This is a genomic window from Parabacteroides sp. AM58-2XD (genome assembly GCF_003463685.1).
In the GTDB taxonomy this organism is placed as follows: Bacteria; Bacteroidota; Bacteroidia; order Bacteroidales; family Tannerellaceae; genus Parabacteroides; species Parabacteroides segnis.
In genome coordinates this window covers 89,439-109,641 of the sequence record NZ_QSDP01000002.1, presented here as the reverse complement: position 1 = coordinate 109,641, position 20,203 = coordinate 89,439, and the positions used below count along the sequence as shown (strand labels likewise).

Annotated in this window: 11 protein-coding genes and 3 pseudogenes; 5 read left to right on the top strand and 9 right to left on the bottom strand. The window is 45.9% G+C overall.

Annotation, left to right across the window (positions count from 1 at the left end; genetic code table 11):
* Window positions 1-2: 2 nt before the first annotated feature.
* The 6 genes and pseudogenes from DXA15_RS01085 to DXA15_RS01060 all read right to left on the bottom strand — a co-directional run bounded on the left by DXA15_RS01085 (window position 3) and on the right by DXA15_RS01060 (window position 9,423).
* Complete coding sequence (locus DXA15_RS01085) at window positions 3-1,343, bottom strand: Gfo/Idh/MocA family protein (protein ID WP_046145997.1); 1,341 nt, start codon at window positions 1,341-1,343, stop codon at window positions 3-5.
* A gap of 93 nt (window positions 1,344-1,436) precedes the next feature.
* Complete coding sequence (gene nagA / locus DXA15_RS01080) at window positions 1,437-2,654, bottom strand: N-acetylglucosamine-6-phosphate deacetylase (protein ID WP_128132848.1); 1,218 nt, start codon at window positions 2,652-2,654, stop codon at window positions 1,437-1,439.
* Window positions 2,655-2,776: 122 nt separating this feature from the next.
* Complete coding sequence (locus tag DXA15_RS01075; RefSeq protein WP_046145999.1) at window positions 2,777-3,940, bottom strand: DNA-binding transcriptional regulator; 1,164 nt, start codon at window positions 3,938-3,940, stop codon at window positions 2,777-2,779.
* Window positions 3,941-3,952: 12 nt separating this feature from the next.
* Window positions 3,953-5,292: pseudogene (locus DXA15_RS01070) on the bottom strand (TolC family protein).
* Window positions 5,289-8,317, bottom strand: a pseudogene (locus DXA15_RS01065) (efflux RND transporter permease subunit). The pseudogenes DXA15_RS01070 and DXA15_RS01065 overlap by 4 nt, the downstream one beginning before the upstream one ends.
* An 8-nt stretch (window positions 8,318-8,325) precedes the next feature.
* Complete coding sequence (locus DXA15_RS01060) at window positions 8,326-9,423, bottom strand: efflux RND transporter periplasmic adaptor subunit (RefSeq protein WP_128132847.1); 1,098 nt, start codon at window positions 9,421-9,423, stop codon at window positions 8,326-8,328.
* 185 nt (window positions 9,424-9,608) lie between these two features.
* Here DXA15_RS01060 and DXA15_RS01055 point away from each other — a divergent pair, with 185 nt between their 5' ends.
* From DXA15_RS01055 to DXA15_RS25730, 5 genes and pseudogenes are all read left to right on the top strand, one after another.
* A complete protein-coding gene (locus tag DXA15_RS01055) occupies window positions 9,609-9,845 on the top strand; it encodes a DUF4248 domain-containing protein (protein ID WP_122326986.1) in 237 nt (78 codons plus the stop codon).
* A gap of 70 nt (window positions 9,846-9,915) precedes the next feature.
* A complete protein-coding gene (locus DXA15_RS01050; protein WP_128132846.1) occupies window positions 9,916-12,291 on the top strand; it encodes a DUF3987 domain-containing protein in 2,376 nt (791 codons plus the stop codon).
* Between the two features lie 338 nt (window positions 12,292-12,629).
* Window positions 12,630-14,336, top strand: a complete 1,707-nt coding sequence (locus tag DXA15_RS25740) for a hypothetical protein (RefSeq protein WP_233566631.1) — start codon at window positions 12,630-12,632, stop codon at window positions 14,334-14,336.
* Window positions 14,303-15,148: a hypothetical protein gene (locus DXA15_RS25735; protein ID WP_233566630.1), complete on the top strand. Its 846-nt coding sequence runs from the start codon at window positions 14,303-14,305 to the stop codon at window positions 15,146-15,148. Before DXA15_RS25740 ends, DXA15_RS25735 begins: the two co-directional genes overlap by 34 nt.
* Window positions 15,149-16,647: 1,499 nt before the next feature.
* Window positions 16,648-16,872: pseudogene (locus DXA15_RS25730) on the top strand (DUF6383 domain-containing protein); the annotation flags it as partial.
* 744 nt (window positions 16,873-17,616) lie between these two features.
* On the opposite strand, the gene DXA15_RS01035 reads toward DXA15_RS25730, so the two are convergent.
* The 3 genes from DXA15_RS01035 to DXA15_RS01025 form a co-directional block, all read right to left on the bottom strand.
* Window positions 17,617-18,168, bottom strand: coding sequence for a chromate transporter (locus DXA15_RS01035; RefSeq protein ID WP_009860140.1), 552 nt, complete (start codon window positions 18,166-18,168; stop codon window positions 17,617-17,619).
* A 1-nt stretch (window position 18,169) separates the two neighbouring features.
* Window positions 18,170-18,700, bottom strand: coding sequence for a chromate transporter (locus DXA15_RS01030; RefSeq protein WP_122326983.1), 531 nt, complete (start codon window positions 18,698-18,700; stop codon window positions 18,170-18,172).
* A gap of 174 nt (window positions 18,701-18,874) precedes the next feature.
* Window positions 18,875-20,203, bottom strand: coding sequence for a murein hydrolase activator EnvC (locus tag DXA15_RS01025; RefSeq protein WP_128132844.1), 1,329 nt, complete (start codon window positions 20,201-20,203; stop codon window positions 18,875-18,877).

Here is a 20,203-nt window from a genome sequence, read left to right as displayed (position 1 = left end):
ATTTATAATTTCATTTCCCAGCCTTCCTGATAGTTTCTCGACCAGTATTTATCTGCTATCAGCTTGTTTTTGATATGCCCGTTTTCAGGATCGGTTTCCAGTCTTTCTCCTGAGCGTTGGGCGATGTTTCCCAGTTGTACGAGAAGCGTGCTTATATGTCCGGATTCTATCCCGGCATTAAGTTGCTCTCCTTTTTTGATCGCATTAAAAAAGTTCTGGATATGGATGGCATCCAGTTGCTGTGCCGGATCCATTCGGTTACGCGGGTCAGTCTGTATTTTACTTTCTACTTCGCGGAGAACCTGGTTTTTATGATCCATGATTTTATAATGGTTTCCGCCTCCTATCAATAGATTGGCTTTTTCCCCGTAGAAAAGTGCACCGACTGAGTTCCCCTCTATTTTGAAAGAATTACAGGAATGCCCCTCCCATATCATTGATTTCTTTCCGCCAAAGTCCAGGTTGATAACCTGTGTATCGGGTGCTTCCCAGTCATCCTGGTAATAGTAACGTCCTCCGGTCGATTGTACGTTAGTCGGATAATCGAGTTCCATGCCCCACCGTAACAGATCGATCATGTGTGTGCCGTTATTCAGGGCTTCTCCGGTCCCCCATTGCCAAAACCAGTGCCAGTTATAATGGATGATATTATCTCTGTAAGCGGTACGTGGAGCAGGTCCTTGCCATAGCTCCCAGTCAAGCCAGTCAGGGACGGGGGCTTTTTCCCCGGTTCCGATGGGTGCCCGGTTGTTAGTGTACCATGATTTTCCGAAAAAGACATTTCCTATGGTTCCTGCTTTAATCTCATTGATAGCTTCCACAACATTAGGCCATGAACGGCGCTGGTTTCCCATCTGGACTACCTTATTGTATTTTTGTGCTGCACGAACCAGTATTTCGCCTTCTTCCGGTGAATGGCTACATGGTTTTTCAAGATAAACGTGCTTGTCTGCCTTCATCGCCAGTAAGGCTGCCGGAGCATGCCAGTGATCGGGAGTGGCTATCACTACTGCATCCAGATCTTTCTTTTCAAGCAACAGACGTAAATCCTTATATCCTTTCGGAGTCGTATTGCTGATTTTGGAAACTTCTGCAATACATTTGTTTAAAGCTCTGGAGTCGACATCGCAAATGTGTTTTATGATGCAGTTCTCCTGTTTGGCAAAATTCCTTGCCAAAGCGGCTCCACGGGAATTCACTCCTATACATCCTATCTGAATCCGGTCGTTCGCTCCTACTATGTTCGCATAGCTTTTCGCACTGAATTCCGGTAACACGCCACCGAATGATAGCATAGCTGTTCCGGCTACTGCTCTTTTTATGAAATTGCGTCTTGTTATCATATTACTTAATTTTAGTAAATCTCAATATGACAAATTTAGGGAGATGAATTATTCATTTTTACCCACTTGTCGAAACAGAATCCTCAAAATACGTCAAATTTGATAAACTGTATTTCCGTTTATGAGAGTGCGTGTTATCTTTATCTGATCGTCGAACAACAGGATATCTGCCTCTTTTCCTGTCTCAAGGGAACCCATTCTGTCATCCATATGCAGGATACGGGCGGGTGTGGCTGTCATCATTTTTACAGCATCCGTTAAGGGGATTCCGGCAAGCTGCACCATCGTCCGGATAAGGCGGTCGGCTGTTGCTACACTACCCGCAAAAGCACTTCTGTCAAGCAGTTTGGCAACGCCGTCTTCTACTATTACGGTTTGTCCTTCTTTCAGGCTTCCCAGCTTGTATTGACCTTCTGGCATTCCTGCTCCGCGCATGGAATCAGTTATCAGGGCGATCCTGTCGGTTCCTTTGAATTTGTAAATGAGTTGAAGCAGGCTTTTAGGAAGGTGGATACCGTCTGCAATGATCTCGACATCCATGTCGTCTATCAGGAATGCGGCTTCTACGGCTCCTGCATAGCGGAGGGCGTTACGACGAGTAACGGTTTGCATTCCTGAATAAAGATGGGTCATCAGGGAATACCCGGATTTATGAGCTTCCATCACTTCCTCACAGATTGCGTCTGTATGCCCGATGGAAGGAATTATTTGTTTTTCACAGAGTAATTGACCTAATTCCATAGCACCGTCCAGTTCCGGAGCTATGCTCCAGCGTACAATGTCGTCTGTGGCATTCAATATCTTGGTATAATGTTCCGGTGTTGGAGTTTTTAGGTTTGCCGGATCTTGTGCTCCCCGCTGGTTATAAGAAAAATAAGGTCCTTCCAGATGGAGACCCAGGAACTTTGCTCCGGTTTTATTCTGTTTCTTTGCTTTACGGAAGACTTCAAATGTATGAAAAAGTTCTTCATCGGGGCAAGTCAGTGTAGTGGGTAATAAAGCGGTTGTACCGTAACGTGCATGTGTGTTAGCCACAGTCAGATAAGCTTCTACTGTTCCGTCCATAAAGTCAGCGCCTCCGGCTCCGTGGGTGTGCAGATCGATAAAACCGGGGGAAACATACTGTTGTTTGGCATCGATGACTTCACTAGCCTCGTTATATGGAGGTTGACCTTGCCCTATATCGGTTATTTTACCGTTTCCGATAATGATATAACCATTATCGAGGATTCCGCTCGAAAGGATCAATTTCCCGTTAGTGATGATTGTCTTAACCTCTTTTCTACTGTTTGATGATGATATTGCATTCATAATAGTGCTGTTTTAATGTTCAAACAACACAAAGTAAGCATAAAAAATAAGCTCACATGGTACCGGTTGCGAAATAAAAACCTCAAAAAACGAACACCTCTTCATAAAGGGTCGACTTTGTTTTATTTGTTTTTAGGGGTGAATCGTTTCCGATATTGGAGAGGAGTCATTTCTTTTGCTTTGGTAAAGATACGGGAAATATTTTTGTAGTCAGTGAAGCCTGACCGGGTTGCAGCCTCGATCAGCGGCAGGTCGGTAGTGATCAGCAGGTCGGCGAATTTCTCTATGCGGAGATCCAGAAGGTATTGGTATACGGACGTTCCGGTTTCTCGTTTAAATTTCTTTTCCAACACTCGTCTTGAGAAAGGTACTATTTGAGTCAGTTCATCGACTGATAAAGGATTTTGATAATTATTGTCGATGTATTGCAGTAGTTGTTCTATATGTCTGTCGGATACGGCAAAACGTTCCGTAGAGGCACGGGGGACGATCCGTACAGGTTTTATTATAATATCGACTGGTGCAATGATCTTCTTTTCTATAAACTGATGAAGTAGTTTTCCTGCTTCATAACCGCCATTTTCTATATCCAGTTCAATGGACGATAGTTGAGGATCGGAGATATTACATAATAATTTATCATTGTCTACACCCAACACTGCGATTTCTTCGGGAATGCTGATATCATACATCTTGCAGACTTCGGTGATTTGTAAGGCATAATAGTCGTCACAGGCAAAAAGGGCTATCGGCTTAGGTAGGCTTAGTAACCATCTGCTTACTTGTTCGACATCAAAACACCATTTTTCACTGGGTACCCGTTTCCGGTTATTAAATTCATAAACCTCATACCCCTTGTTGCTGACGATCTTTTTGAAGCCTTCGCCACGTTCACGTCCCCACACTGTATCTGTCAGACCATAGTAAGCAAATGATTTATAGCCTTTATGCAGGAAAAAATTAGCAGCGATGACACCTGTCCCGAAATAGTCACCCGTCAGATTGGAAATACCGGAGCTTCGTTCTTTGTAATTTTGAACGATGATCGGTATATTTAACTGGTTTAAAACAGATAGGTCTATATCCGAGAACTGGGCGATGATTGCGTCCGCTCCCCATTTTTTCGCCCATTCCACAACTCCTTCGTCGCCATAAAGTTCCCGGAAATACAAGGGCATTCGGTAAAAGGCCCATGGACCGACTTCCCTTGCATATCTAACGACATTTTCCAGAAGCGACCGGCTGTAGCCACTGGAAAAATCGGTTAACAGAAGTATTTTTATCATATTGTGGTGTTTTTAAAAACTAGCTTTCTCCGGCTCCGGTGCCACATACGTTAATATCTGGCCGCTCAGTTGGAGGAGGGAGATTTCGCAGAGTTTGGTTGAATATTCGGCGATGGATTGCCGTTCTTCGGCTTCCAGCAAGCTGATCTGGGCTTCACGCAATTCGATGCCGGATAATTCACCCAGTTTGTAACGGTCTATTGCGATGCGATGGTTTTCGAGGGCGACAATTACGTTTTCCTTTTCCAGACTCCATAGGTCGAGGTTGTTCCGGTAAGCCATCCACAGATTACTCATGTCGGCACGGAGGCCCAGTTCCAGTTCCTGCTTTTTCAGCTGGCTGTTTTCTATCTGGATGCGGGCGTTGCGGCGTTCGCGGCGGCGGTTCAGTCCGTCGAACAGGTTTAATCCGACAGTCAATCCGTAATTTAATCCTAAACGCTGTTGCAGGTCGGTTGCTCCCACTTCGTACCAGTTGGCTGTGTAGCCATAGCCGGCATTCAGCTTCACATACGGGTAATCGCGGCTTTTTACTTTCTTGTAATCCAGCTCGGAGAGTGTCTGATTCTTCTGGGCGATCAGCAGGGAGGCGTTCGAAGCAGCGTGCTTTGCCAGAGATCTATTTCGTCCAGGAATATGTTCGGGCGTATCACCGAATCTTTTAAAGCGATCTGTTCGTCGATATTATCCAATGCCATCAGCTCGTTCAGCCGGATACGGGAAGTGTGGACGACCTCCAACTGGTTCAGCACGTTTGAACTGTCGGCATTGAAGTCGACCTGCGCCTGTTGCAGGTCCATTCGCGAACCTGAACCGATATGATAGCGCTCTTCTGCGATACGGACACGTTCACGGGAAAGGTCCAGGGAAGAACGCAGGTTGCGCAGACGGATATACTGGCGGATCATATTATAATATTCGCCGGAAAGCGTAGCGACAAAATCTTCTATCGTCAGGCGGGTATCCAGTTCACCCATTTTTTTCAGTTCTTTCAGGCGGGCGTATTCGGCCTGGATGCCGAAACCGTCGAATACCGTCCAGTTTACGTTCAATCCGATATTCCCCGTTTCACTGTTCACTCCGTTTTCCTTTTCGGTCGTACCGTCAGATAGTTTGTTACGGTTATTGTTAACCGTACCACTGAATCCGCCGCTCATGTCCACTGTCGGCAGATAACCGGCGTTGCCGGGTGTTGCGTTATTATTGCTGATCAGTTGCTCGTTACGTATGATGCGGATGGAATAATTCCGTTCCAATCCGGTTTCGATGCATTGTTTCAGGCTGTATACCTCCTGCGCTTTTGCACCTAAAGCCGTAGAAACAGCCAGTATCGTTATCAGGATTCTTCTCATATCTTTTTTGCTCTGTCTGTTGATATAAAACTATACATGGCGGGGACGATGAACAAGGTCAGGAAGGTCGAAACCAACATACCGCCGACAACGGCAACACCCATCGCAATACGTCCCTGTGCCCCTTCGCCACTGGCATATACCAGTGGAACCAATCCGAGGATCGTAGACACACTGGTCATCAGGATCGGACGCAGACGTTGTGTGGATGCCGAACGGATCGCTTCGGCCATACTCAACCCCGCCTCCTGGCGCTGGTTGGCAAACTCCACGATCAGGATACCGTTCTTCGCCACCAGACCGATCAGCATGATGATACCGATCTGGCTGAATATATTCATCGTGATACCCGAATAACTCATAAACATCAAGGCCCCTGCAATAGCCAGCGGCACGGTGAACATCACCACCAGCGGGTCTTTGAAACTCTCGAACTGGGCGGCGAGTACCAGATAGATCATCAGCAGCGCCAGGATCATGGCGAACATCAGACTGGAAGAACTCTCACGGAATTCCTTCGATTCGCCGGAAAGGGCGGTACGGAAACTGCCGTCGAGCGTCTCAGCCGCAATACGGTCCATTTCGTCCAGGCCGTCGCCGATGGTATAGCCTTTGTTCAGTCCGCTGGATACCGTCGCCGAAACGAAACGATTATAACGGTATAGCTGGGGCGGTGCCACGTCTTCAAGCAATGACACCATATTGTCCAGCTGGATCATCGAACCGTTGTCGCTGCGTACGTAAATCGACTTCAGGTCGAGCGGCGTGTTACGCTGCTGGCGGTTGATTTCGCCTAATATCTGATATTGTTTACCGTTCATATAGAAATACCCCATACGCTGCCCGCTCAGTGCATATTGCAATGTTTGGGCGATGTTGCGGGTACTGACGCCCAGCGAAGAAGCCTTGTCGCGGTCGATCTCGATGCGCGTTTCCGGCTTGGTGAATTTCAGGTTCACGTCCGCCATCTGGAATATAGGGCTTTCGTTGACCTTTTGCATGAAGGTAGGCAAGTGTTCCGCCAGTTTTTCCAGGCTGGGAGCTTGTAGTACATACTGTACCGGCATACCTCCGCGGCGTCCCCCGAAGGTGGACTGCTGCTGAACGAATGCACGTGCCTGAGTCTCTTTTCTCATGGCAGCCGATAGTTTTTCGGCTATTTCCATCTGTGAGCGTTCGCGTTCTTTTATGTCCGGCAGAATCACACTGATGTTGGCATTGCTGCTGGAAGCACGGTTCGTCAGGAATTTGCGTTCGGGGGCAATGGAATCGGCCAGTTCGGCTATCCGGTCGGAATAATCGCGGATGAATTCGAAGGTGGCACCCTCCTGGGCACGCATATTGATGGAGATGGAAGAGCGGTCTTCCAGCGGTGACAATTCGGAACGGATCGTTTTCCAGAAATATCCGATCGAACCGAACATGACAACCACGATCGGAATAGCCCACCATTTATGGCTCAGGAAATAATTGAGCGACCGGGAGTAAATAGTATTCAATCCTTCAAAGAAAGGTTCGGTCTTTACATACAGCCAGTTCTTCTTTTCCCGCTTGCGCAGTAATTTGGTGGCAAGCATCGGCGTGAAGGTCAGGGCGACAAACGAAGAGATCGTCACAGAACCGGCGATCACAATACTGAACTCCTTGAACAACCGTCCGGTCATCCCCTCCATAAATACGATCGGAAGGAATACGGATACCAGCGTAACGGTCGTTGAGATTACCGCAAAAAAGATTTCCTTCGAACCTTCGATACCCGCCTCTTTCGGATTCATCCCTTGTTCGATGCGGACATATATATTTTCGGCCACCACGATAGCGTCGTCTACCACCAGGCCGACCGAGAGCACGACTGCCAACATGGTCAATACGTTGATGGAGAAACCGGAGATATACATCACGAAGAAGGCGCCGACCAAGGATACCGGGATCACCACGCAAGGCACCAGCGTAACACGCCAGTCGCGCAGGAACAGGAAGATGATCAACACAACCAGCGCCAGCGCCACATAAATCGTCTCTTCCACCTCGTAGATGGAGGCACGGATAAAACGAGTATTGTCGTAGATCATTTCTATCGACACATCTTCGGGAAGGTCTTTCTTTAACTGTTCGATACGGTTGTAGGCCTCGTCGGCAATCTCGATATGATTCGCTCCCGGCTGGGGAACGATTACGCAGATAACCATCGGCTCACCGTTTTTACGCAGGATACTGCGCAAGTCTTCCGGGGCCAGTTCCGCCCGCCCGACATCTTTAAAGCGGACGATATTGTTTCCGTCTTCTTTGACAATCAGGTCGTCAAACTCTTTTGCCGTATGCATCAGTCCCAGTGTACGGATAGACAGGTCGATCGTATTCCCCTCGATACTGCCGGAAGGCAACTCCACGTTTTCCGCATCAACCGCGTTTTTCACGTCCAAAGGAGTAACCCCGTAACCCGCCATCTTGATCGGGTCGAGCCACAGGCGCATGGAGTAACGTTTTTGTCCCCAGATATCCACACCGCTCACATTGGAGATCGTCTGCAAACGTTCTTTCACCGTCAGTTCGGCGATTTCACTCAGTTCCATCAGCGAACGCCTGTTGCTCTGTACGCCGATCTGCATGATAGGGGTAGCATCGGCGTCGGCCTCGATACGGTGGGAGGGTCGCAGTCGCGCGGCAGATAGCGTTGTGCACGCGACACCTTGTCGCGCACGTCGTTGGCAGCCGTTTCCATATCCACCGACAGTTCGAATTCGACGGTGATACGGCTGCTGCCCTGGCTACTGACACTGCTCAACGAACGGATACCCGGTATACCGTTGATATTCTGCTCCAACGGCTCCGTGATCTGGTTCATGATAACCTCGGCATTCGCTCCCGGATAGGATACGTTGACCGAGATAATAGGCTGGTCCACACTGGGGAACTCGCGAACCCCCAGGAACTTGTAGCCGATCATACCGAACAGCAGGATGACAAGCATCATTACCGTCGAAAGTACCGGCCTGTTTATACTGGTTTCCGATATATTTGCCATAGGGGAATTTAATACAGATTATCAATTGTTACTTGCATGCCGGTACGCAGCTGCATCACACCGGTAGTGATTAGTGTATCACCGGGTTGTACGCCATTAAGTACCTGTACATGGCTTTCCGTACGCAGGCCGATCTCTATTTCAGCGGGTTCAGCTACTCCGTTTTTATACAGGTAAACAACGTTCTTGCCCATTTCCGGAATCAGCGCTTCGCTCGGGATAGCCAGCGCATCCTTGATCTCACGCTTGGTGATCTCTACGGAAGTGTAACGGCCGGGGAAAATGCTTTCATTCGTATTGGGATACGTGGCACGCACCTTCAGGGTACGGGTCGTCATATCCATTTTACTTTCGACGGCATATACTTTCGCATTATAATCGCGCATGATACCGTTCGAATCTTCCAGGCGGAAGACGATCATCGTTCCGTTCTTCACATCGTTTGCATATCTTTCGGGAATGGAAAATTCGATTTTTAACGGAGATATTTTAGTCAGCTTGGTAATGACGGTTGTCGGAGAGACATAGGCCCCTTCGCTGACCGAGCGCAGACCGATGATCCCGTCGAAGGGAGCGCGCAGTTCGGTTTGCAGGATATTGGCTTTTACCAGGTCGATGTCGGCCATCAGCTTTTCATACTCAGTCGTTACCTGTTCGTAGGCCTCCTGGCTGACCGCATCTTTTTCCAGCAAGGTGCGCTGGCGGTATACCCTGTCTTTTGCCAACGGGATCTGGGCTTCCAGCTTCCTGAGCTGTGCCTGTAAAGGTTTTTCGTTGATCTTGGCCAGCAGGTCGCCGGCTTTCACATGCGTTCCTTCACTGAAATAGATATTCACCACTTTCCCGGACGATTCGAAGGATAAGTCTACTTCTTCGTCGGGAATGATACTGCCTGTACTGATTACTTTGTCGGTCAGCGATTGGAATTTCAACACTTCGGCGTTAATGTTCAGCACTTGCTTCCGTGCGCCTGCTCCCGGTGCGGGAGCTACAACGGAATCCTTGCCTGATGCTGTCAACTGGTTCTTTATCTGTGGATAAATAATCATTCCTGCAATCATCAGGAAGATTGCGGCGGTAACGCCCCACTTCACTCTCTTCGTCATATTTTCAATGGTATCTACTTTAAAACTTATCAATAGGCATGTAAATATACACAACTCAATCGAGATATAGACAAACGGAATAAAAAAAGGTTTAATCGGTGGCGATAAATATCTCTTTTTTCTTGCATCTTATTGTATTATTCACTATATTTATACCATTGAATAACGCTTAAAATTTAAGACTTATGGAAGAAATGAAATACGAAAAAACAAATTACAAAAGAGCGTATGGAGTGACCGAATTCGCCCAATTGTATTTCCCGGGTCGTACACCGATGGTTGCCTATCAACGTATGTGGGAATGGATACGCACTTCGCGCGGGCTGAAAGCGAAACTGGAAGCTGCCGGATGGGTGAAATTCCAGAAACTTTACACACCTAAGCAGGTGGCGGTATTGATCGACCATCTGGGAGAACCTTAATGCACAGACCTTTTACGATCTGTTGCCAATAATCATCGCGGCATCCTGTCCGCCCTAAACACTTAGTACCATGAACATGGAATTAAACCAAACCGTTGAATGTACTTTCTTTGCTTCTGCGTTCAACGTCAACGATCTGCAAACAATAACTTTAGACCAGTACATCGACCAGATCAGAAGTAAAAAGTATGCCTCCGCTATCACCCGCCTCCGTGCCGAATATCTTGCCGGACATACGGAAGAAGGGGATAAGCGTAAAAAGAAACTTCCGCTGCTTGTTGCCGGAGGAATCATGAAAGGGGGACGAAAACGCGAACACCTGGTGCGTTACAGCCGTTGCATCATTGTCGATATCGACGGTGTGCCGACTTCGGCGGAAGATGTTCTCCGCCGGGCAGAGGGGTTGCCTTATGTCAAAGCCGGGCATATCAGTGCTTCGGGCAAAGGCGATAAACTTTTCATACTGGTGGACAGCGACCTCGACCTTCATCTGCCGGCTTTCGAAACCGTCTGCCGCAAGTTGGAAAACGACCTGCCCGGTATCGTGATCGATTACTGCGGGAAAGATCCTAACAGGGGATGCTTTGTCAGCTATGACCCTACTGCTTTTTATAAGGAAAAGTCCGAAGTCGTTCCTGTCAAGGTGGAAGCTCCGCCGGCACCACAGAAACATGCTCCGGCTTCAGCCATCCCGTCTTCCGACGGAGCGCTGGGTAATTACATGAATAAGTTTGAGACCGACAATTCTTTTTCTTCCGGCAATCGCCATACGTTTGTCATGAAACTTTCGGGGGCCTTGAACGCTGCCGGATTCGAAGAGACCGAAGTGAAAAGAGAATGCCTGAGCCGCTACGCCGAACCGGGTTTTACGGAAAAAGAGATTGCCGGTATCGTTTCGGATATCTATACCCGTTATCGTTCGTCCCACGGAAGCAACCCTTATTGCCCTCCCGAGCACCGGAAACCGCATCAAAAACTCAAAAGCCTCAAAAGTTTACCTGATCGTCCCGATAGCGAAGAAGCGGACGAATTTGAAGAGGAAGGCGTTGATATAGAACCGGATGAAACCCTTCTTCCTCCTTTTCGGGAAGAGTTTTTCCAGTCGTTGCCATCCCTTATCCGAGACATTCTGGCGTATGCCCGCGATGATACCGAGCGGAGCGTCCTTTTGTTGTCGTCGCTGGCCATGTTGAGCAGCGTAACGCCCCATGTGCAGGGTTCCTTTGCGAGGAAAGAGTATCAGGCACCTTTTTACGGAGTAGTGATCGGCGAATCCGGAAGCGGGAAGGGTTGTGTCGCCTCCCTTTTTAAGCTGATCGCTTCGTGGCAACGCTATGTGTACGACAATTCACGTTGCGAGGTGAAAGAATATCTGAAGAAAAAGGAAGAGTATGAATTGTATCAGAAATTACTGCTGCGTTCGGGAGGAAAGAAACCAACCGGACTGGCTCCCGAAAATCCGGAACCGGTAAAACAGATGAATCTGAATATCTCCGGTTATACCTCGTTGGCGCGGATGATCGAGCAACTGGAAACGAACAGCCATTATGCTTCCTGCCTGTTTGAAACCGAGATGGAGGCGGTGACCAACACACTGTTTCAGGATTATGGCAACTATGGTTATCTGCTGAACCAGGCGGCTCATCACGAACGGATCGGCAATTCCACCAAGACGAACGGTTCCCTGCTGGCTTCTTATCCGTTGCTGAGTATGTTGCTGACGGGTACGCCGGAGATGTTCCGTCGCCTGGTCCCTTCGGCGGAAAGTGGTTTGTTCAGCCGTTTGATGGTCTATAAGATTGCCGGGCATGGTGAATACCGTCCGCTTACTTCGGAAGATGACACTCCGGCGGCGGCCCATTATTTCGATAGCCTGGCGGAGCGGGTGCTGGATATCGGCGTACACCTGGACAAACATCCTACCTGGGTGCATTTCAGTGATACGCAGCGTAAACGGCTGAACCGTTATTTCAAACAAGAATATAATAATGTACGTGTGTTCGGGCATGAAGATGTGGCTTCCGCTGTGTTGCGTTACCGGTTGGCTATCTTTCGTATTGGGATGGTGCTCACGGCGATTCGCAAAGGGGAGACACTGAGTGAGGAAAAAGATTGGGTGATCCGTGACGATGATTTCGAAGTGGCTTTCCATATCGGTACGATCTGTTTGCAACACACCTATGTGGTGAGCACTTCCCTAAAGAGGAATAAAAAGGAGTTGCGTTATAAAATGCCTTTCATTTCGCAGAAAATCTTCGCCGAGATGCCGGTAAAATTCAAGCGTGCGGAGATTCGTGACGCGGGACATGTCCTCCTTCTAAGCAAATCTTCGGTCGACCGTTTATTGACTTCGGCTGAGAAAAACGGCTTAATCGTTTCATTAGGAGCTGGTTATTTTCATAAAACAACCATAGGCAGGGAGATTTCCGTGCCGATAATACCCTAGGAAATTTTTGAGGCTTTTGACGCAATTAACTGTAGTTAACAATCGCTTTCCCAAAACCACCTTTTCCCCCAATGGGTAGTAACTGGCCTGAAAACGAGTAGGCATCGGGGTTCTGACGGGTAGGCAGCCATTTTTGACGGGTAGGCACCGGATAGGATATTCCTGAAAGATGAAATTTGTATATGATTTGAAATATAAAGTATAGGTGGAAAATTGAATGACTAAAAAAAACGTTCCTTTTTTCTCGTCAGCAAAGGTACCACATTCTTTTAATCCTCCAATCATTTTCAAAATATTTTTTTCTTTCCTATATCCTTTCTTATCAACAGAATAGCAAAGTGAGTACGAAAATCGCTCTTTTGAACACAAAGATAAAAGAAGCGAAAAACAATGGCGAGAAAAAAGGAACGTTTTCTCTAGTCATTGTTATAGAATCAATCAAATTTGAGACATATAAATATAGTATTAATTTTAAATTTTTTCGTATGCGAAACTTTACTAAAACAAAAGTGCTAACTCTTAGCGCTATGTTGGTTTTGGGCTCAGCATCGGTATTTGGACAGGTTGAAAATGCTCCTGCATGGGATGCTGCCAAATACGCAGGTTTGACTGCTGCTCAAAAACCTATTTTGTATGAAGCTGAAGGTAATGACGTACTGCCGGGTTTCCCTGGTAAGGCTGTAAATGTAGATGGCAAGAAAGTTTGGGGTAATGGTGTTTATTTCCGTGCTTTTAATGGAACTGCTACTACAGCTAATGTATATTATCCCAATATTACCGAAAAGCCGACAAACAATTATACCACTACTACGGTATGGCAAAGTGGTACTGACTCTTTAGGAATCTTCTTGGGTGACAGTCAGAGTGGTGAGTTGATGTTCGATTTGTCAACTAAATATATGACAAATGTACGTGAACTGAAAGTTAAGTTAAGTGCTGAGAACTTCGGTTTGGCTGCAACTTCTTCTGCTGATTGGCATATTAAAATTGCTGTATTTGATTTGGAAGGTAATCCAGTAAAGAGAAGTGAAATATTGAAAAATGGTTCTGCTTCTGCTAATGCTGAATTTAAATCTGACGGTGCAATCTTTAAAACAGGTGCAGCTGATGTAGAAGATAAAGTAATCAATTTGTTCGATGTTGTAACAGATCCGATTACTGATGCAAGAATGTTTATTGAAGGTTCTTTGGATAATAAGTTGATCCAGGTGACCTTGTGGTCTGATTTTGTTGCCATTAAGGATGTAGAAGAAACTGGTTCTAAGAGCCATTTCGCTCCGGCATTGGTTGTTAGCGGTTTCCAGATGAATTTCGACGAACCGACTTTGGCTTTGACTGCCGATGTAACATCTTTTGAAGCAGGTTTAGGTTTAAAGAGCTGTACATCTGGTACTTTGGCGTTGAGCGCAGAAAATGTTAAGTTGCCTGCTAAAACAACTGCTGAAGATGCTTTTGTATGGACAAACGTAACAAATAACAACGATGTTGTTCGTGCTGAATTTGAAAAAGAATCAGTTGACGCTAAGTTGGAAGATGAAGTAACATATGATTTCCAACCGAAATCAATCGCTACTTTCTCTGGAAAATATGCTGCTAAGTTACCAGAAACAGATGTATTGAATCCTATCCGTTTGTCTGCTGAAACAGGATTAATTTCTGCAAACTCTGTTCCTGAATTAGCTTTCGCTAAAGATCATATCTTTTTTAATGAAAATTGCCAGACACAAGAAGTAGAAGTTGTGGGTAAGAATATTCCTGATCAGAAAACATATCCGATGGATTTCTTGGCATATGAAAAGATGACTTCTGATCAGTGGACTTCATATGGTAAAGTGAAAATAACTGACGGTATTAAATATTCTTCATGTGGTGTAATAGAAGAAGGTTCTAAATTGACTTTAGCGTTGAGAGAATGGACTAACGACATCACTCGTGAAGAAGCATGGAAAATCGCAGTGAATGCAGACTACAAACCGTTAGGTTTTGATGCTTATGGAAAATCGGCTGGACATTGGCTGCAGCTAGAGTTGGTGCATTGTGGTTGACTTATGAAGGCGAAAACTTTGACGGTACAGTAGGTCGTTATACAGCCGACAATGTATTCTTCGCTCCTTATAATAAGAAAGATGCATTGGATAACTCTCGTTATGCTTCACGTGTTAAGAAATTGGTGTTGCATGGTAGCGAATTGAAACCTACAGGAAATGACGGTATCGCTAAAGTTCGTGTAACTTTACAGAATATTGCAAATGCAAACCAGAATGATACAGATAACCAGGAATTCCGTTTCAAATTGAGTGAAGATGGTGCTTGGGTAAATAACAATACGGATACATTGGAAATCAGCATCAATACATTGGACGATGCTAAGATGAAGCAGTTCCGTGAAGAAGGTCTTCCTATTTACGTACAGTTCGTTCCGAATAAGGATGGCTTCTTGGATCCTGAAAAAGCAAATGTAAAAGAATGGAATCCTGATACATATGAATTGCAAGTTTGGGCTGTAGGTGTTGAGTCTGAAAGCAATTGCCCGTTATGTGGTGTTGGTGTAGTTGCAGGTTTATATGGTGATACTCGTGCTAATCTGTGGAGTAATATCAATAACTTGAACCTTATCGACGAAATGCACAATTCTTATCGTCCTTCATTTGGTACAAATTTACCGAACTTAGTATATCCTGAATTCCAGAAATATTTTGGTAAGGTATATCAGGATGAATGTGATTACGTAAACCCATTGGCAGTAGACTCATTCTACGTAGCTGGTTACAACTTGGAAAAAGTAGTTAATGTAACTCGTAAAGCGAATGTAAGCGCATATCCGAATGCATTTACTTATGTATCAAGGATATGTTGAATGGTGGTGCAGCTGTTGATAAACTGACTCCGAACCAATATGGTGAAGTGTTAGGTTTAGTGGTTGTAACATTCAATCAAGCTACTAAAAACGGAGCTATGCATAGAGCTGAAGATTTGTTCACTGTTAAGTCTAACGAAAATGTAATGACTTGGACAGACGGTGAATTGAATCCGTTAGAACAGTTTAATTATATGCATTATGTAAACGAAGGTGAAGTATATGGTTTCATTTACAAACCGGAAATTACAATTACTCCTGCTACAGATATCACAGCTAATGTAGATTCAAAAGCTGATGTGAAGGTTGTTATCGAAGGTAAAGAATTCAACCCGCTGACTGCAACAGAAGCTATTAAGGTTTCTTTGGGTACAGTAAATTATGATAATCCATTTACTTTGACAGCTCCGGCAAATGTAAAGGTTGATGTGAACGGTTCTTTCACTACTACTGCTACTGTTCACTATGCTCCGACTGCTGCTACAGCATGTGCAAAAGAAAATGTAGTGATCGTAGAGGCTAACTGCTTAACGAATGATTTGGCAATTGCTGGAGAACCGACTGTTGGAGATGAACTTCCTGTATTGCAACCGATGGTACACGGTGATATCGACGGTGCAACAGCTGTCTTGAAATGGGAAGGTATTCCGGGTGCTGACTATTATGTAGTACAGGTAGGTCACTTGGCTCCGAAGAATACATCTAAGAATGTCTTCATGTCTGAAGTATTGGCTAAGAGTAAAGGTTCTAACCAGAATAGCGATATTTTGTCTGTAGAGTTGTTCAACGGTACAGGTAAAGTAATCAATCCTAAAATGATTGTTAACTATTATCTGAAAGTAGTTCGTACAGATAAAGCTGGTGACGAAGAAGTATATTATGGTCACTTCAAGAATACAACTATCAATACATTCAATCTGCAAGGCGGTTGGACAAACAGTGCTGTGATCATCAGTGAATTCCGCGATAAGAAGGGTACAGATGAAAACGCAGGTAACCTTGTAAACATCACAATTAGCGATCAGTATCGTTATAATGTATATCTGATGGAAGGTGAAAATCAGATCGACGTCTTCACATTCGGTGAAGCTGGTGCTCACTTAGCACGTAAGGCTTATAACGGTATGCCTGAAAACCAGGGTGAATTCAACATCACTGACTGGGAAACTATCAATACTTCTTTAGTTGATGGCAACGGTATTGCTTCTTATTGGTGGGAAGGTCCTGAAAACGTAGAGTTCAACTTGGTTGATGGTGCGGAATCTGTAAAAATTCATGCTGGTAACGAAGCTAACTATACGAAGGATGGCAAATACTTAACTGTAAATGTTAAGAACATGAAGCCGAATAGCTTGTATGATGTAACAGTTACAGCTTATCATCCTTGTCTGTTTGCTGATGGTAAAACTTTGTTAGCACAAGAATTCATTCCTACTTCTCAGTTCGTTGGAGACAATGTAGGTGAAATCGAAATCGAAGTTGGCAAGGAAGGTACTGTTACAGCTAACGATGAAATCAATGCTTCTGCTGTGAAGGTTGTTGCTGGCGAAGGTCAGATCACAATTGTTGGTGCAGCAGGCAAGAGAGTAGCTATCAACAATCTGCTGGGTCAGACAATTGCTAATACTGTTATCACTTCTGATGACGCTGTTATCAAAGCTCCTGCAGGTATAGTTGTAGTAGCTGTTGAAGGAGAAACAACAGTTAAAGCTATCGTAAAATAAGAAATTATTTATAATCAATAAATTAGAGTTGACTGCGTGATTCCGTATGGAATTAATTAACCTGCGACAGGCGAACAAGTGTCATATTAATACTAAAGTAATGAAATAAAGTTCTTCTGTTCTACCTCTGTGAAGAGTGAAAACAGACAAAAACAAAGCCCCGGCAGAATTTCCTGTCGGGGCTTTCGTATGAAATAGGAAACAAAACCGGATCACTGAAGAAAAGTTCTAAAGTACTCGTGATATACAATTGTAATCAGGGCAACCGTACCAAAAGGATGTTCCAAGGTAGAAATATTTGAGCTATCTATTTAAGTGACTGGTTGTACCTGTCTCCCCTCTTGAGAGGGGGTAGGGGGTGTGTTAAAGCCAGTCAATAAAACAAGCCTTGTTACAGGTTTATTTGCCGTCTGCTTCAGCTGACGGATTAGTCAGGGGTCTATCTCATTGGACTTTAGTCCCATTTCTTACAGGTTTCTATCTAAGAGACATGTGGCTGAAGCCAAAAGAGAGAAACAACTTGTAAACCGTCAGCTGAAGCAGACGGCAAATGAACCTGTAATAGTCTAGTGACTCTGATTAGGATGGTTGTATGGCGGGGATATGACACACCCCCTTCCCCCTCTCCAGAGGGGAGCCAGGTACAACCAGTTGCTATAAACAAACACTCATATTTGACAAGATCTGAAACAAGTTATTTGGGTGTGGTTGCCCTGGTCTGAGATATCTGAAAGCTATTTATAATTACCAATACAATATCAACCCCGCAACCCCAGCCAATGCAATCATCAGTATCGGATGGACCTTGAACTTCCAGGTAAGGATGAAGGCGGCACCGAAGATCAGGAAACTTTTGTAGTCGATGAAGTTCTCTTTGTTCATCAACATGAGTGCAGCGGCGGCGATCAGTCCGACTGTGGCCGGACGTAAGCCCGTAAAGGCGGCAACGACATATTTGTTGTTCTTGAACTTGGCAAAAAAGTAGGAGATGACCAGTACCAGTATGAACGACGGCAAACATACGGCAAATGTGGTCAGACAGGAACCGAGGACTGCCATAAAAGGAGAATATCCGGCATTATGTATGGCCGTATAGCCGATATAAGTCGCACTATTGATCCCGATCGGACCGGGTGTCATCTGAGAGATTGCGACAATGTCCGTGAACTCTTGCAGAGATATCCATTTATAGCGGTCTACTACATCTGCCTGTATCAGTGAGAGCATGGCATATCCGCCACCGAAACCGAAGATCCCGATCTTCAGGTAAACGTAAAGTAACTGTAACCAGATCATATCAATTCTTCTTTATCTTTAAACCATATACCAACCCGCCTGCAATGGCAACCAGGATGATCCATACCGGCGAAACGCCTCCTATCCAGATCAGCAACGCGGCTGCAACAGGGATAAGCATCGTGAGATAACTCAGTTTGATGGAACGTGCCGTAGTGATACAAGGCACGGCGATCAGCGCCACGACGGCGGGACGTAAGCCTTTGAATATCTTTTCAACCCATTCATTATCCTGCACGCGGGTGAAAAACGTGGCGATCAGCAGGATAATCAGGAAAGACGGTAGGATTGTTCCGAGTGCGCAAACTACACTCCCCATACTTTTTTTCAACTTGTAACCGACAAAGATGGAGATGTTTACAGCGAAGATACCCGGTAACGACTGGGCAACGGAGAAAAGGTCGATGAAATCTTCTTTCGACAGCCAGCCGCGGTCTACTACCTCCCGTTGTATCAATGGCAGCATTGCATAGCCACCGCCTATCGTCCCCACACCAATTTTCAGGAAAGTAAGAAAGAGTGTCAAATACATAATAAAACTTTTAAGTAGGAGGCAAAGGTACTTAATTGGATTGAAAAAAGGAAAATACAGAGCTACTCTTTGCCCAGGAGGATGAGATCGGCTAACCTTAGGGAGTTAGATCGACTAACCAACGGCAGTTAGGCTGTCTATCTGGAGAGAGTTAGACTAGCTAGCTGCCGTTGGTTAGTCGGTGCGCCTAAAATATGTTAACGGATCAATCCAGCACGGTGCCGGGTTCAGCTTGGTCTTTTCTTTCCAAAGCTGGAAATGAAGGATGGTGGCATTGCCACTCTCCGTATCGGTGAATATCTTTCCGATAGTCTGACGGGTGCTGACTTTATCGCCTGCCTTTACATATACCTGGCTCAGGTTGCTGTAGACGGTCAGGTAATTACCATGACGTATGATGACGGAGTTATTGTAGCCGGGCACTACGAATACACGGGTTACCTCGCCATTGAAGACGGCACGGGCTTCGGCTCCGGGATTTGTCTGAATGTCGATACCGCTGTTGTTGGTGCGTACGTATTTCAGTTCCTGATGCTGTTGTTCGCCGAAGGTTCCGACGATCGTATAACGTCCGGCTACGGGGAAGGGCAGGCGGCCACGGTTGCCGGCGAAGTCGTCGGACAGTTTCTTTTCGGCGCGTGTCATGGCATAACCGCCTTTGGTATCGGCTACGCGTTCTTCCTGTACGGGTTCTTTGACCGGCTCTTTTCCTTCTGCTTTGGCCTTTTCGCGGGCACGGCGTTCACGTTCGCGGGTGGCCTTAGCTTCGGCTTCGGCACGGGCTATCTCTTCGGCAATCTGCTTTTCGATCTGACGGTTCAGGGCATTGGCTTGCTGTTGCTTCTTCCGGAGTTCTTCTTTCAGCTGCTTTTGTTTTTTGTTGAGTTGCTGTACTTCGGCTTTCTGGCTGCTTTCCTCGGTCTGGAGCTTTTGGCTCTCCTGTTCGCGGGTTCCCAGCAATGCGTTCTTTTCGGAACGTGTCTTTTCCAGTTCTTTCTGTTTGAGGGTGATCTCGGTTTGTTTGTCGATGATCTCGGTGGCCTGGTGCTTCTGCCAGTCGGCATATTCACGCAGGTAACGCATACGGCGCATGGATTGTGCGAAATTATCGGCGGAGAGGATAAAGAGCAGTTTATCCTGCGAACTGCGGCGTTTGTACAGGCTTTGTGCGGACTTGCCGTAGTTCTCACGTTTACTGCCTAGTTCTTTTTCCAGCTTGCTGATCTCACGGCGGGAAGCGGCTATCTGGTTATCCAGTTCGCCTAGTTCCTGGTTGAGCAGGCTGATCACCTTTTTACGGGAAAGGATCTGTTGTGAGAGCAGATTTAGCCGGTTGAGGGTGTTCTGGGCTGTTTGCGTCGTCTCTTGCAGTAACTGGTTTGTCATTTCGACTTCGGCCAGCGCTTTCTTTCGCTGTTCTTCAAGCTGTCTCACCCGGGCGGACTTCTGTCCGAAGGCGGTCAGGGCAGATAACATGAATATGACAAACCAAATGTACTTCAT